Raw genomic sequence first — 13,886 nt, 5'->3', positions numbered from 1 at the left:
TATTTAAAAGTTTATATATTAAGTTTAATATTTTGGTAAAATGGTGAATATATGGTCATTTAAGACAGAGCTATTATTTAGGTACTTAAAAAGTTTATTTGATATTTTTAGAATAAAATATATTTACAGAAATAGGGATGCATTAATAAAACTTACCTTTAAAAATAAAAAAGTGGGGAGTATATTTATTCTCCGCCGGTTATTTCATCTAATTTTGCTATTTGCTCAAGTGCAGAGTCCACAGCTATCTGGTGAACGTCAACGGTTAAGTCTTCAGGGCTGTATCCCATTGCAAGACCTAAGAATTGAGCTAAGTGGAAAACAGGTATGTTGAATTCGTCACCGGTTTTCTTTTTAATTTCGGTCTGACCTACGTCAAACTGTAAGTGACAGAATGGGCATACGTTTACGATAGCGTCTGCACCAGCAGCTTCCATGTTGGTTAATTTGTCTTTTGTGAAGTCTAAAGCGACATCTAAGTCTCTTGAACGTACTCCACCACCAGCACCGCAGCACTGCATTTTGTCTCTGTAGTCTACAGATTTTGCACCTGTTGCTTCTACAATTTCATCTAAAATTGTTGGTTTTTCAGCGTTGTCTATTTGTATGTCTGCTGTTGGCCTTAAGAAGTGGCATCCGTAGTGTACAGCAACATTAAGTCCGTCTAATGGGTTTGTAACAGCAGCTGCTATTTTGTCAAGACCTACATCGTTGTATAATACTTCTGCGAAGTGTCTTACTTTTATTTCGCCTTTGTATTCTCTTCCAACTTCAGAGAGAATTTCGTTAACTTTTTCTTTTGCTGCTTCATCGTGAGCAAGTTCGTGGTTAGTTTCAAATAATGTACCGAAACATCCGTTACATTCGGTCATTATGTCCATTCCCATGTCTTCAGCTATGGTAATGTTTCTTGCGGCTATTGAGAGCCAGCTAGTTTTATCGAATGATCCAAATACACCTGGTGCAGGGCAGCATGAAGCTCCTTCCATGTCGTTTAAGGTTATACCGAACTTTTCAAACATCATTCTTGATGATTTTTCGATTCCAGGGTATCTGTTGTTCATTATACATCCTAAGAAATATGCGAAATCAGCCATTATAATTCCTCCAAAAATATTATTCTATTTCTCCGGTTTCCCAGTTGTATCCGATTAAAGTGTCGAATCCTGTTTTCTTGAGTATTGTTCTTACTTCTTCTAATGCTTCAGGGAACTCGTGTGTAGTTGGTGGTAATTCGTTTAATCCAACTTTTTTCCTTAATGCCATTGTAGCATCGTTTATAGGTACACCGTGTCCGGTTTTAAGTACGAATACTCCGGTCATTTTGTGTGCCTGTGCCATTTTTCCTGCCTGGGACTGCATGTTTCTTAAAATTTTAACAACATCTACAATTGCTACTCCCCTTGGGCATCTTTCCTGACATGCGTAGCAGGTAACACATTCCCAGAGACTGTCGTCTTCTAAAACTTCACTTTTGAGTCCCATGAGGGATTTTCTTATGATATTCCTTATCCTGTAAGGGGTTCTTTTTCCGGATGGACATGATCCGGTACAAGTACCACACTGGTAACATAAAGCTACAGTTTCTGCACCAGCATCTATTATTTCCTGTTTAAATCCTGGCTCTACTTCTTCAGCGCGTATTAGATTTGCTTCTTTATTAAGTAAACTCATACTTTCACTTCCTTTGGGTTTGGGTTCGTCTTTTTTAGTTTCCTCAATGATTTCTGCTTCTTCCTCTTCTGGAGCAGCAGGTTCTTCAACATTTTCCTCTACAGCAGTTTCAGTTTTAACTTCAACTTCTGAAGGTTTCTCTTCCTCAGCAGCTTTAGCTTCCTCTATAACAGGTTCAGCTTTTTCTACTACGGGTGTTTCTTCTATTGTAGGTTCTTTTTCAGTAATAGTTTCAGTTTTAACTTCAACTTCTGAAGGTTTTTCCTCGACAGCAGGTTTGGCTTCTTCTATTACAGGTTCGGCCTTAACTTCTTCTACTGCAGGTTTTTCTTCTACAACAGGCTCTTTTTTAACTTCTTCTACTGCAGGGGCAGTATGTTGTGTTGTCTCTGATCCAACTGGTTGTTTTTCCTCTTCGACGATTTCTGACACTTCAGATTCAGATTTATTCTCATCTTCCTCTTTTTCTGCCTCTCCCCCAGTTAAAAAATTTTTTAGTTTCTTTAAGGTTCTCATTCTTTTCACACCCTTGGCAACGGGTCTACGTGAAAACTTATAATTTTCATATCTAGGTTGATGATCTGTGTATATATACCTTGCGGAAATTTTGCAAACTGTAACCTTTTTGATGACACATATAAAATTCAAAATTTTGAATTATTTTTCAACTGTTTTTCGAAAAATAAAGAATAAATACCTACTTACCAGTGATACTATGGTAAATAAAATGGTAGCTATGAGTAAAAAGCTGTAAAAAATGGGTGGCGATATTAAAGTAACTAAAATCACCGCAAAAAGGAAAGATCCATAATATTTACCTACGGGATCATATACTAAGACCTTAAGCTTTGATGTCAGTATAAACTGCAAAAATACTAAAATTATGAGAAGCAGCAGCCAGTAGGGATAGATTCCAATAATTATGAATGTTAAGAATGCGACTAAAACAAGAATAAAATCTGCAGTTATATCAAGATATGCACCATAATCTGATGAAACTCCTAATTTCCTGGCAGAATATCCATCAAAAGCATCTGTAATGATTGCAAGTAAAAAAACAAGGATTGCCACTATTTTCATGTTATTTATAAGCAAGTCTAAAAATAGAATGGATAATACAATTCTAAAGGCGGTTATTCCTGTTGGAACTAAGATTAATTTGTTGATCTTCATTTTTATCCTTGCAATTAGTTATTTAAACTGGCTATACAAATATCTATAGTAAATAACTTAACTTATTAAACTTATAAATTTTAGATAATTATTGAAAGTAATTCAAGATATTTTGTTATTATAAACTTTCGTTTAACTACATTGATTAAAATGGAAAATTGATTTTTATGCTTGAAATAAAACGACATGATGGTCCAGCAAGGCTTGGAAATTATGATGAATTAAAAACACCGGCTGTTTTTAAACCTGGTATTGAATTTAAGATTATAAAAGATGAACCAATGCCATATGATGTCCCAAAGGAACTGGCAAAATGGTCTGTTAACCAGACAATTGAAAATGCAAAAGAAAGTAAAGAAAATGGTATTGGAGTTATTCACGGCGGAAAATATCTGGATTTGAGGATAAAATGTGCAAAAGAATTAGATAAACTTGGAATCACCACATTTCTAATAGCAAATCCTAAAGAACTTATGAGACAGCCATGGGATCTGGTTGATATAATCGTAAACATAAGGGAAAATATAAATCCAAATGCAGCACTGTATTTTCCATTTGTAGATATTAATTTTATTCCATTACTTGCTTATATGGGTGTAGACTTATTTGGAGACTTTTCATGCGACTTTTATGCTTATCTAAATATCATGCAAACTCCATCTTCAAACTACGATATCACTAAATATCAGATTTATGATCTGGATTTTGAAGAGCTTAAAGCGTACAATAAAAATACATTGGACTTTGTAATTAAAGAGATACAGGAAAATATCAAAAATATGACCCTCAGAAATTTAGTAGAGGAGCGATGCTGCACTTCCCCTGAAGCTATGTCTGCACTTAGAATACTTGATAAAAAATATCCTGATTTTTTAAAGAAATACATGCCTTTATATTAATAAAAAAGCATTTTAAAAATAAAATTAGATGGAATACATAGTATTCCATTCATGTTTCTGCTTCTACAACTTCTTCTTTTTTGGATAGAATTTTTTCTAATTCATCCAGTCTTATGGCGATTGGTTCTTCTTCGTATGCGCCTGGATCTTTTTCAATGCACTCTTTAACTTTGCCCTGGATTTGTCCAGCATCTTCTACATCAATCATACTTACAATTTCCATTTGCTGCTGGAATCTTTCTAGCCCTTCATCTGGAATGTTTTCGATGAAAGGTATTGCGCCTGTTGCACCTGATATTTTTCTTTTTTCGTCTAGACCATTAGCGTGTAGAGCTTCTATGCTTTGACCTGTAATGTGCCCCTGTACTTCTGATCCGCACAATATGAGGAATCTTATGTTAGGGTTTGATATCAGGTTTGCAACCATCTTTTCGATTCCTAAGTTTTCGGTTTTACATGGACCTGCTATGGCGGCTCCTGCATCCACTGGAATTTGTTCGTTGTGTGATCCAAGTGTTGTCGCTGCTACAGGGCTTTCAGGATCCCCGACCACGTAATCCCCATTAATTACGGGCCATCCTTCTGCTGGTGATTTCTTTTCAGCCAATTAAAACACCTCCCAATTTTAAACAGCGTTCAAAATTTTAATTTTGCAGTTCTCGAAAATCCTAGGTTTTCGAGCATTCGAAATTATAAATTCCGATGTTTGAAAATTCTACGATTTTTCGATGGCGTGGACCTTTAAAAAAGTAGGATAAATAACGCGCTGTTTCATATTAATTATAAGTTATAACGTTCATATATAAAAAAGTTTAGCATAGTCAAATTTAGTTAAAAATAAGTTATTAAAGGATAATTTAGGTTTTATTTGGCAAAAAAGTAATATTAAAAGTAGATTGATTAGTTCTTAGTTAATATTATGGCATAGTGGTAGGTACCGACTTCTTCCACTTTATTTACGGAAAATCCATAATTTTTAACTATTTTTTCTATGTCTTCTGGTGTTATTCTGACATGTAGTGGGGGGCCATGGGTACTTTCTTCTTTTTTAAATTCAACCACAGCAAATGACCCTCCCTTCTTAATTACCCTATGTATTTCTTTCATTACAGTTTCAACTTCATTGTTTTCAACAAATCCATGTAGAACATTACCCATGTACAGTATGTCAATACTCTCATCATCTACAGGTATTTTTTGGGTTATATTTGCAACTTCTGCATCTATATTTTTGATATTTTCGCTTTCGATTTTTTCTTTAAATGCATTAATTGATTCTTCCCAAACATCAACAGCGATGATTTTACCTTCATTGCTAACGATTTTTGAGGCTGCAATAGACATGTATCCATCTCCACAACCCGCATCTAAAAATGTATCTCCTTTTTTAAGTCCAACTGTACTTAAAACTCTATTTGAGTCCAGAATTTCTTTACTTGAACGTCCGTGATGAAAATGTTTTTCAGATTCTGCCATTTTTTCCCTCTTTTATTCAATAATTCAAAAATTTTAAAGTTATAGTGTTTGGATAGTATTGGAACTACTAAAATATTAAATTATCTGATAACTTAAAAATTATACAAAAAATAGCTGTTTAAATCAATAAAATACAAAATAATTATTAAAACTCAGGTCTATGACATTTGTATGAAATTACTTATGTTAAACTGTAATTAAACATATTATAGTCTACTAAAAAAGAATTTAACAAAATTTGATTTTAGTTGTAAGATGGGGTAACAAGATGCATTTGGTAGTTACACCTTGTTTTTTTCTATTTTGATAATATTGACTTTTTACCGGTCACATGGTTTACTTGGGTATCCGCATCTTGCCCCTGCAGCAGTTTCCCCTCGTGATCCTTTAAGTATTTTACCTCCTCCTTCTGGAGGGTTAACTATTGTTTTACCTTCAAAAGTAGGTAAATCTGAATCTACCCTTGGAGTTTTGCCTTTTTCTTCTTGTTTGGTAATATCTGAGCTTGCCCGTTCTTTACTTTCTTCTATCCACACTTCTGCAGTTTTTTCCTGTTCTTCCATTTCTTTTCTCTCTTTTTCGGACATACTTTTCTTTTCAGAGCCTTCTTCTCTCATATTTATTCACCTCTTGCATACAAAAATAATAATTCAATTAATCTTGACGGATATTTGGTGGGTTTTAAAGAAGATATCCTAAATTTTAAACATTTTTACAGTTTTATTATTTTAAATATTGAAAATGGGCCTGCCAATTTCTAATTTTGATGTTCAAATTATAAGTAATTTACTACTATTTATATGAAAAGTATTAATTAAATGTTAAATTCTACCATTTTTTCTGGTATATATTAAAAATCCGCTGAAAAATTAATAAAATAATTAATTACGTGATTTCATGATGATTTAATAGTTTGAGATTTGGTATTGATTTTTTAATTAAAAAAATAGTTTTATCCCATTATTTATAAAAAAAAGGAAAAATTAATGGCCATATTTAACTGTTATCTGGCCTTAATCTGTTCCTTGAAAATAGGAATACCCCTATAACAAAAAGAATGGCTGAAAGAACAACGGCCCAAACTATTTGGTACATGATAGTGTCCCAACTAACGGTATATGTCAGAACATAACGCAGCGCGTTTGCAACATGATACCATGGGAGAATATCATAAACCTGGATCTGCTGCCCCATAAAACTGCCGATTACCATCTGCGGCAGCTGGAAGAATGCACCAACCATGAATGTTAAAGGTACTGCTACTAGAGTTCCAAGCTGACCTGCCTGTGGGGGGCTCCTTGCAAAGGATGCTATAATCATTCCTAGAGATATGGAAGCTATACCTCCGATTATACCAATGATCACCGCCAGTATGATTGACTCAATACCTCCCTGCCAGTGGAATCCTATTCCTATAGCCACTGCAAAGAGAATTAATACTTGTGCAGCCGCTACAAGTGACCATGGCAAAAGACCGCCAAATAGAAAATCAAATGAGGTCATTTTGGAGAGTTTTAGACGTCTAAGGGTTCCACTTTCTACTTCTCTTGTTAATATTGTTGCTACGCTGGTTGCAAGCATTAATATTGCAAATACCATCATTCCAGGTGCTAGATAGTCGAAGGCTGTGAAAGATTCTGTCCCTGGCAATCCTTCTATTTTACCCTGGATAAGCTGTTGTGATTGAGCATTTCCATTATTTTGGAGGTTAGCAGCTAATTTAGTTTGATATGCCCCTAAAACACTTGATAACATGGCTTGAGTAATTCCAAATCCGGAATAACCAGTATCACCACGGACGATAACTGTTGATGGTGTTAAAGTTGAAATAGATTTAGAGAAATTCTCTGGAATTATAATTTCTGCGTCTACACTTCTCTGTTTTACAAGATTATCTGCCTCTGCCTCTGATGTTAAAGTGACATTAAACATATTTGTATCGTTTTCTGGATACTTAACATCTTTTAGTGTATCTGTAGTCTTATCCCCAAAGTTTATATTGGTTCCACCGGGCATTGTCACTCCCTGATCATAGTTAACTACTGCAATACTATGTGGTTCATTGTTTTCACCCATATTCCCATATGCAAATCCGAAAATTAACATAAAGAATAGTGGGAATAACAGTATGAAGAATAATCCTCTTCTATCCCTTAAAAGTTCTTTCAAATCTTTTGAAGCTATACTCATGAATTTCATTTTTTCACTCCCTGAGCCCTGTTCCTGTTAACTCGATGAAAACATCTTCTAATGTGTTTTGTCGTATAGCAAGATCATCTATATTAACATTGGATTCTTCAAGAGCTCCAATAATTTTTGGAAGTTTTCCTACAGCATCAAATGCCCTTAAATTAATCTTCCCGTCTAACTCCGCGACAGATATGATGTCCTGAAGGCTCTCAAGATACTTTATGACATCTCCATTATTCTGGTTAGAAAGGGTCATTTCAACAATATCTCCTTCTCCTACCTCTTTTTTGAGGTTTTTAGGTGTATCTAATTTAAGGAGATGGCCGTGGTCAATTATAGCAACTCGATCGCTTAACCTGTCTGCTTCATCCATGAGGTGTGTTGTTAAAATAACGGTTTTACCTTCATTATCCCGAAGTGATCGGATATAATTCCATAATACACGGCGTGACTGAGGATCAAGACCTTCTGACGGTTCGTCTAAAAGTACTATTTCAGGCTGGTGAATTACGGCTAGTGCAAGATTCAAACGGCGTTTCATACCTCCTGAAAGATTAGAAACTACTGTATCGGCTTTATCTGTAAGGAAAAGATCTTTTAAAAGAGTTTTTATCCTTTGATCCAGTTTGTCCTTGGGTATTTCATACATATCTCCCATAAGTTTAAGGCTTTCGTAGCATGTAAGATTTTCCCAGAGAACAAGTTCCTGGGGACATATGCCAATGGTCCCTTTATCAATCTTTTCTATTTCTTTATTGTTGATCAGAACTTTACCGCTGGAAGGACGTAGCAGCCCTACCATCATACTAATTGAAGTAGTCTTCCCGGCTCCATTTGGGCCTAAAAAACCGAAGACTTCTCCTTTTTTTATTTTTAAATTTAAATTGTCTACAGCTAAAAAATCACCATATCTTTTGGTGAGATTTTGAGCTTCTATTACATATTCATCCATCTAAATCCTCTCTTTTAAGATTAATATTCTCTTTTACTGCCAAATAGTCCCCCAAATATAATCAAAATGCCTAAAACAATGGCAATTGCAGGCCATATATAATTCCAGATATCTATTTTAATCAAATCAGATAAACCTGCACAAATTAAGATAATTCCAATTACAAGCGGCCAGATTAGGTGGCTATATGGAAATCCAAATAGTCTGTGGTGGCGGTATTCACGTCTGTTGTCCATATAATTCCTCCAATTTTTAGGGTATGAATTTAAATCATTTATTTTTATATTGTGTGAATTTAAGAAAGCTAAATGTATAATTTAATATATTCCGTGTCTTATTACTGCTTTTTAATGCTGTGAAAAAATTTTAAGCTTTTTGACCATGTGAAAGGCAATTATAACGAGGTAAATGATAATCATTATGAGTAAAGTGAACATATTGAACTCGATGTAATCTGTACGTCCGAAATATATCCAGAATGCAATGAACAATACAATCCAGACAATTGTGACTATTATAATGAAATGGACTGTTATTCTCAATATTTCTTTCAACTGGTCCACTACTTTATCTGAAAAAGTTTTTTCAGGGGAATACATAGCTGAGACTTCTTCGGGAGATCCCATCCTGTCAATAACTTCGTGAATGATGCTTTCATCAATATCAACATTTTTTTTAGCAGCAAGAGCTTCAGCACTGTCTAAAATATGCGTTTCCAATTCTTTAGAAACTTCTTTCCGCTGATTTGAACCCATATTCTTGGTTACTTTGTTTATATATTCCTTGATAAGGTTATTGTACATTTATAGTGCCCCTTTCATTTACTTGAAACATTGTCTTCACTTCTTTGTTTATATGTCCGTTAACAAGGTTACACATTGTATAATCCGCCCTTTTCATTATCTTGAATATTCTTTTTAAGCCGTTCAATGACTGCACTAATTGCATTAAATGAATTCAGCCATTTTGTTCTAATTTCCTTTCCGTATTCAGTTACCATATAATATTTCCGCGGCCTTGGCCCGCTGGTTTCCCAGCGGCTAGAAAGTAGTTCATCCTTTTCGAGACGTCTAAGAAGTGGATATAATGTTCCTTCTTCCACATTTAACCCTGTTTCATTGAGGCTTTTGATTATTTCGTAGCCGTACTTCTCTTCGTCCAGAAGGCAGACTACAGCTACTTGCATAACGCCCCTCCTTATTTCAGTCTCGAATTTTTCAAGGACTTTATCCATTGTTATCCTCCCATATAATGTGTGGCACTAATAGATGTCACATACTATACTGTACGTAGCAAGGTATATAAAATGTTTTGCAATGGAAATCTAATCCATCTCCATTAATTTTTTATAAAACTCAAGATCTCTTTCTAACCCTTTAATACCGTATTCCAGAACAGCAAGGGAAATAGGTAGTATATTGACTCCGTATTTCTCCTTTTTTTCAAGAGACTCTTTGTACATCTGCAGTTTACTTTCATAAAGCGGTTTAATTATTTTCACACGGCTTTCTTTGGGTATGAGGTCAAAAAACACTGCATGTACACTGAAATCAAAACCATCGATATCCGGTTCAACAGGCTCTGCTACCATCTCAAGCAGTTTTTCCCGACCTTTTTCTGTGATATGATATACTTTTTTGCTGGTATTTCCACCAGCTACTATTTTTCCTTCAATAAAGCCTTCTTGCTCAAATCTTGCAAGAGTAGGGTACAAAACATTGTTATTCAGCTTAAAATAGGGATTCCCAAAAGATTCTTTAATATTCTTTTTAAGCTGGTACCCATGGCTTGGCATTAAGAAAATCATACCCAGAATAATGAGGTCTGTATTCGCCATTTAATTCACATCCAATTTTAAGTAAGTTATTTTTAACTTATGTTAAATTTAACATAGGTTATTTTTAACATATAGTTTTCTAATATTTAAAGTTTTGCTAAAAACTGAGTTTAAACTCATGTTCTGAATTTGAAGTGGGCATTGTTTGGACTAAAAAATTATTGCAATTATTTAAAAAGTAAGTGAAATGCTCAAAATACTTGAATAATAATTTACATAATTATAAATATCAGATGGAAGGTGAACAAAATGATAGAAAAACTTGAAGTAAGCTTAATCAATGAAAATGTTCATAATTTCAAAAAAGGGGAATTTGGGGTGGAAAAAATTGAAATTGACGAAGATAGGGGCTTAATTGAAGTAACATACGGTGCTAAAGAGGACGGCATTAAACATGTTATAATTCCACTTCAAAACATTGAAAAGTGTGACTATATGGAAAAAGTAGGGGGAAAAGTTGAATCTGAAGTAGAAAAGAAATAATTTCAGTCAATATTTAAATAACGTAATTTGTAATAATCAATTCATTAATTTTTCCTCTTTTTGAAGCATCTGAGTTTATGTGTCTTTTTGCCGGAATTCTATTAATATTATATTTTTTGTAAAGATCATCAAAGAAATGGTCATTAATGTCCTTGTTTTTAGGGTCTGAATTGCTGAGCATTAGGTATGCTCCCAGTTTATCCTTTTGCTCAAAAAACATTGATAATCTGACCTGATCTTCATCAAAAAAGCCGTCTTTAGAATAACTTGTGAAGCTTGAGGTTCTATTTAGCGGACGATAGGGAGGATCAAGATACACGAAACTACCTTTCTGTATATACTCGCTGGAACTTGTAAAATCTCCACAGAAGATTTCAGTATCCTTTAAAGCTTTATTTACTTTGACAATGTTTTCTTTATCATAGATACTTGGATTTTTATAACGTCCAAATGGAACATTAAATTCTCCTTTCTTATTATGACGGAAAAGACCGTTAAAGCATGTTTTATTTAAAAATATTAGATAAGCAGTTCTTTCAATCCATTCATCATTGAAACTGCTGTAATTGAAATTCTCAATTTGTTTGTTGTATTTGTCTCTAATATGGTAGTAGTATTCCTTTCGCATGTCTTCTGATTTTTGAAGGTGTTTATGCTTAATTTCACTTAATTTATCTATTAATGCTTTATAGTCTCCCTGTATAACTTTATATGCTATTATTAATTCTGGATTAATATCAAAAAGAAATGACTTTTTTATATTATATTTTCTCTTTAAAAAGAAGAACATTGCTCCCCCACCAATAAAAGGTTCAACGTACCTCTCAATGGTTTTATTGTCCTTTATTTTTGAGGGTAATCTTTTATCAAATTCATCAAGTAACTGTGTTTTCCCACCAGCCCACTTTAAAAATGGCTTTGCGCTAAAATCATTATCATTTTGCATATTTTACAACCGGAATTATTAATATTTACTGAGATTCACTGATCCTCAAGAATCTCTTCAGGCGCACCGCAGATCTTTACCAAATACTCTGCTTCCATAAAATGAAGGTCTCCCGGTATAATCATACAGTGGAGAGGCCCGCCGAAGTCCTCGTTAATTAAATTTTTAATTTTATCTGCACGTACAAAGGGTTTGTCTGAACCTGCCCTTGCAATTCCTACAGCTATAGTATCTTCAGTTATAGCTCCTTCTTTTCTTTCTTCTTCAACTTTTAGGAGATATTCCAAACCTTCATTTACAGTCATATATCTGTTTTCATCGGCCCTAATATCTAAAAGTACCAGTGTATGGGCATTAAATTCTATATTGGCTTTTATAGCAGTATAAGGTGAATGAGGGAAAAAGTTTTTATCTGGAAATGGCACAGTGGTTACCTTCCCGAACTTATAAGCTTGGAGTCCTGCAAGCCCTGGAGCAGCAGACAGAATGGAAGATGCATGAATAACTGTAGTTTCAATGTCCTTTTTTTTAGCTTCAATCATCAAATCAGTATGTGTAGTTGCAATTAGCGGGTCACCTGCAGTTAAAAATCCAACATCTTTATCTTTTGCAGATTCTAAAATGATATTTTCTTCTTCAACTTCACTTCGCTTCAAAACAACTATATCTTTTCCTATCATGAATTTTAATGCATCTAATGTTGTTCCAAAAAGATTTGCAGTATAAAATTCAGCATATATAACATCTGCTTTCCTTAACGCTTCAATTCCCTTTAAAGAGATATCCTTTTCATCGTAAAGTCCTAAACCAATAAAATAAAGCATATTAACACCTCAATTTCCTGTAAAGATTTCATTTAATAAATATAATCTATAAATACATTTTAGCTCCTAATTAACGAGTAAAAATATTTTGTATATTTTTAAATTTAAACCATAATTATCAGAATGATTATATTTTAATCATGATAATATTTAGCTGTAGTGAATGACGTAATTTTCAAATTACAAATTTTAGATATTCGAAAATCCCTCAAAATCCTCAAAAATGATTCTTGGGCTAAGATTTTTACAAATTTAAAGCAAACAAATTTTTTATAAATATTAATATAAATTATTTAGTCATTCACTATATTAGCTTAAAGCTTTAATCACGAGGAAAATCATGATAGGTCTAAAAATTCCCAAAAACATGGCAAATGATGTGCGCAAAATTTTATTGAATCAGTCACTACTGAATCTTGACGCTAGAATAAAACGTGATAATGATTTTGTTATACTTCCCCTTAACGAAAAGCCAGATCAAGATATGCAGGAGCTAATTGGACAAAAATGTGAAATAATAGAAACTGCATTTGAAAAGCAAAAAAAAGGCCCTCGAAGCCTTAAAGATTACCTAAAGGGTAAAATTGATGATAAGACGATTGATGAAATAAGGGGATCATTTGATATAATTGGAGACGTTGTTATTTTAGAGATACCTGATGATCTGGAAAATTATAAGGGCCTAATTGGGGAAGCTGCACTTAAATTTACAAAAAGAAAAGCGGTTTTTAGAAAAACAAGTGAAATTAAAGGAATTATAAGGACAAGGGAGCTGGAACATATTGCTGGAGAAGATATATCTGAAACTGTTCACCAGGAATTTGGATGCAGACTAATGCTTGATGTTAGAAATGTATATTTCAGCCCTCGACTGGCAACTGAGAGGAAAAGGGTGGCTGATAGTGTAAAAGACGGCGAAGTAATCGTGGATATGTTTGCTGGAGTTGCCCCGTTTCCTGTGCTCATTGCAAAAAATCATGATGTGGCAGTTTATGCGATTGACATTAACCCTGAAGCCTATAAGTATGCAGAGAAAAATATTGAGCTTAATAGGGTTCATGATAAAGTAATCCCAATATTAGGAGATGTCAGGGAAGTTCTAGAAAATAAAGACATTAAAGCAGATAGGATAATCATGAATCTCCCTGGAAGTGCATATGAATTTCTGGACACTGCGGTGCAGCATATAAAACATGGAGGAATCGTTCACTACTACGAGTTTTCTGAAAGTTTTGAAAAGCCAATTGAGAGACTTAAAGAGGCCGCTTATCCTAGAACGGTTCAAATTCTTGATAAACGGAAAGTTCGTTCTAGAAGCCCAGGTAAATGGCATATGGGTATCGATGCGAGAATTTGTTAATTGTGGTAGTTGGTGCAAAGTTTAAATAATAATATAAACCATATCTTATGTTTTCAATTAGGAAATATTAAT

17 protein-coding genes are annotated in these 13,886 nt (G+C 33.9%); 3 read left to right on the top strand and 14 right to left on the bottom strand.

The window, feature by feature from the left end; genetic code table 11:
* Positions 1 to 185 precede the first annotated feature (185 nt).
* The 3 genes from hdrB to EJ01_RS01605 form a co-directional block, all read right to left on the bottom strand.
* Positions 186 to 1,097: a CoB--CoM heterodisulfide reductase subunit B gene (hdrB, locus tag EJ01_RS01615; protein ID WP_048080181.1), complete on the bottom strand. Its 912-nt coding sequence runs from the start codon at positions 1,095 to 1,097 to the stop codon at positions 186 to 188.
* Positions 1,098 to 1,116: 19 nt separating this feature from the next.
* Positions 1,117 to 2,190, bottom strand: coding sequence for a CoB--CoM heterodisulfide reductase subunit C (gene hdrC, locus EJ01_RS17725; protein ID WP_048080180.1), 1,074 nt, complete (start codon positions 2,188 to 2,190; stop codon positions 1,117 to 1,119).
* 141 nt (positions 2,191 to 2,331) lie between these two features.
* Positions 2,332 to 2,847, bottom strand: coding sequence for a CDP-alcohol phosphatidyltransferase family protein (locus tag EJ01_RS01605; protein ID WP_048080179.1), 516 nt, complete (start codon positions 2,845 to 2,847; stop codon positions 2,332 to 2,334).
* Positions 2,848 to 3,014: 167 nt separating this feature from the next.
* Between EJ01_RS01605 and EJ01_RS01600 the strand changes: the two genes are divergently transcribed.
* Complete coding sequence (locus EJ01_RS01600) at positions 3,015 to 3,746, top strand: archaeosine tRNA-ribosyltransferase (protein WP_048080178.1); 732 nt, start codon at positions 3,015 to 3,017, stop codon at positions 3,744 to 3,746.
* 49 nt (positions 3,747 to 3,795) lie between these two features.
* Here the strand turns inward: EJ01_RS01600 and mtrA are convergent, their stop codons facing one another.
* The 9 genes from mtrA to EJ01_RS01555 form a co-directional block, all read right to left on the bottom strand.
* Positions 3,796 to 4,353: a tetrahydromethanopterin S-methyltransferase subunit A gene (gene mtrA, locus EJ01_RS01595; protein ID WP_048080177.1), complete on the bottom strand. Its 558-nt coding sequence runs from the start codon at positions 4,351 to 4,353 to the stop codon at positions 3,796 to 3,798.
* 293 nt (positions 4,354 to 4,646) lie between these two features.
* The gene (locus EJ01_RS01590; RefSeq protein WP_048080176.1) at positions 4,647 to 5,222 is read right to left on the bottom strand and encodes a class I SAM-dependent methyltransferase; all 576 of its coding nucleotides are present in this window, start codon (positions 5,220 to 5,222) and stop codon (positions 4,647 to 4,649) included.
* Between the two features lie 320 nt (positions 5,223 to 5,542).
* Positions 5,543 to 5,839 (bottom strand): hypothetical protein, encoded by a 297-nt coding sequence (locus EJ01_RS01585; RefSeq protein WP_048080175.1) that lies wholly within the window; start codon positions 5,837 to 5,839, stop codon positions 5,543 to 5,545.
* Positions 5,840 to 6,218: 379 nt separating this feature from the next.
* Positions 6,219 to 7,421 (bottom strand): ABC transporter permease, encoded by a 1,203-nt coding sequence (locus EJ01_RS01580; protein ID WP_048080174.1) that lies wholly within the window; start codon positions 7,419 to 7,421, stop codon positions 6,219 to 6,221.
* A 4-nt stretch (positions 7,422 to 7,425) separates the two neighbouring features.
* A complete protein-coding gene (locus tag EJ01_RS01575) occupies positions 7,426 to 8,364 on the bottom strand; it encodes an ABC transporter ATP-binding protein (protein ID WP_048080173.1) in 939 nt (312 codons plus the stop codon).
* Between the two features lie 20 nt (positions 8,365 to 8,384).
* Entirely contained in the window at positions 8,385 to 8,600 is a 216-nt protein-coding gene (locus EJ01_RS01570) for a hypothetical protein (RefSeq protein WP_052375740.1), read from the bottom strand.
* 111 nt (positions 8,601 to 8,711) lie between these two features.
* Positions 8,712 to 9,167 carry an HAAS signaling domain-containing protein gene (locus EJ01_RS01565; protein WP_048080172.1) on the bottom strand — a complete coding sequence of 152 codons (456 nt, stop codon included), beginning with the start codon at positions 9,165 to 9,167 and terminating at the stop codon, positions 8,712 to 8,714.
* 68 nt (positions 9,168 to 9,235) lie between these two features.
* Positions 9,236 to 9,598, bottom strand: a complete 363-nt coding sequence (locus EJ01_RS01560; protein ID WP_048080171.1) for a PadR family transcriptional regulator — start codon at positions 9,596 to 9,598, stop codon at positions 9,236 to 9,238.
* Positions 9,599 to 9,688: 90 nt separating this feature from the next.
* Complete coding sequence (locus tag EJ01_RS01555) at positions 9,689 to 10,201, bottom strand: PadR family transcriptional regulator (protein ID WP_048080170.1); 513 nt, start codon at positions 10,199 to 10,201, stop codon at positions 9,689 to 9,691.
* Positions 10,202 to 10,450: 249 nt separating this feature from the next.
* Between EJ01_RS01555 and EJ01_RS01550 the strand changes: the two genes are divergently transcribed.
* Positions 10,451 to 10,684, top strand: a complete 234-nt coding sequence (locus tag EJ01_RS01550; protein ID WP_048080169.1) for a hypothetical protein — start codon at positions 10,451 to 10,453, stop codon at positions 10,682 to 10,684.
* 13 nt (positions 10,685 to 10,697) lie between these two features.
* On the opposite strand, the gene EJ01_RS01545 is transcribed toward EJ01_RS01550, so the two are convergent.
* Both EJ01_RS01545 and dph5 read right to left on the bottom strand, forming a co-directional pair.
* Positions 10,698 to 11,630 carry a DNA adenine methylase gene (locus EJ01_RS01545; protein ID WP_048080168.1) on the bottom strand — a complete coding sequence of 311 codons (933 nt, stop codon included), beginning with the start codon at positions 11,628 to 11,630 and terminating at the stop codon, positions 10,698 to 10,700.
* A 35-nt stretch (positions 11,631 to 11,665) separates the two neighbouring features.
* Complete coding sequence (gene dph5, locus EJ01_RS01540; RefSeq protein ID WP_048080167.1) at positions 11,666 to 12,454, bottom strand: diphthine synthase; 789 nt, start codon at positions 12,452 to 12,454, stop codon at positions 11,666 to 11,668.
* Between the two features lie 340 nt (positions 12,455 to 12,794).
* Here dph5 and EJ01_RS01535 point away from each other — a divergent pair, with 340 nt between their 5' ends.
* Positions 12,795 to 13,814 (top strand): class I SAM-dependent methyltransferase, encoded by a 1,020-nt coding sequence (locus EJ01_RS01535; protein WP_048080166.1) that lies wholly within the window; start codon positions 12,795 to 12,797, stop codon positions 13,812 to 13,814.
* Positions 13,815 to 13,886: the final 72 nt, after the last annotated feature.

It is taken from the genome of Methanobacterium veterum (assembly GCF_000745485.1).
GTDB classification, from domain to species: Archaea; Methanobacteriota; Methanobacteria; order Methanobacteriales; family Methanobacteriaceae; genus Methanobacterium_D; species Methanobacterium_D veterum.
This window is presented reverse-complemented; position numbering and strand designations above follow the sequence as displayed.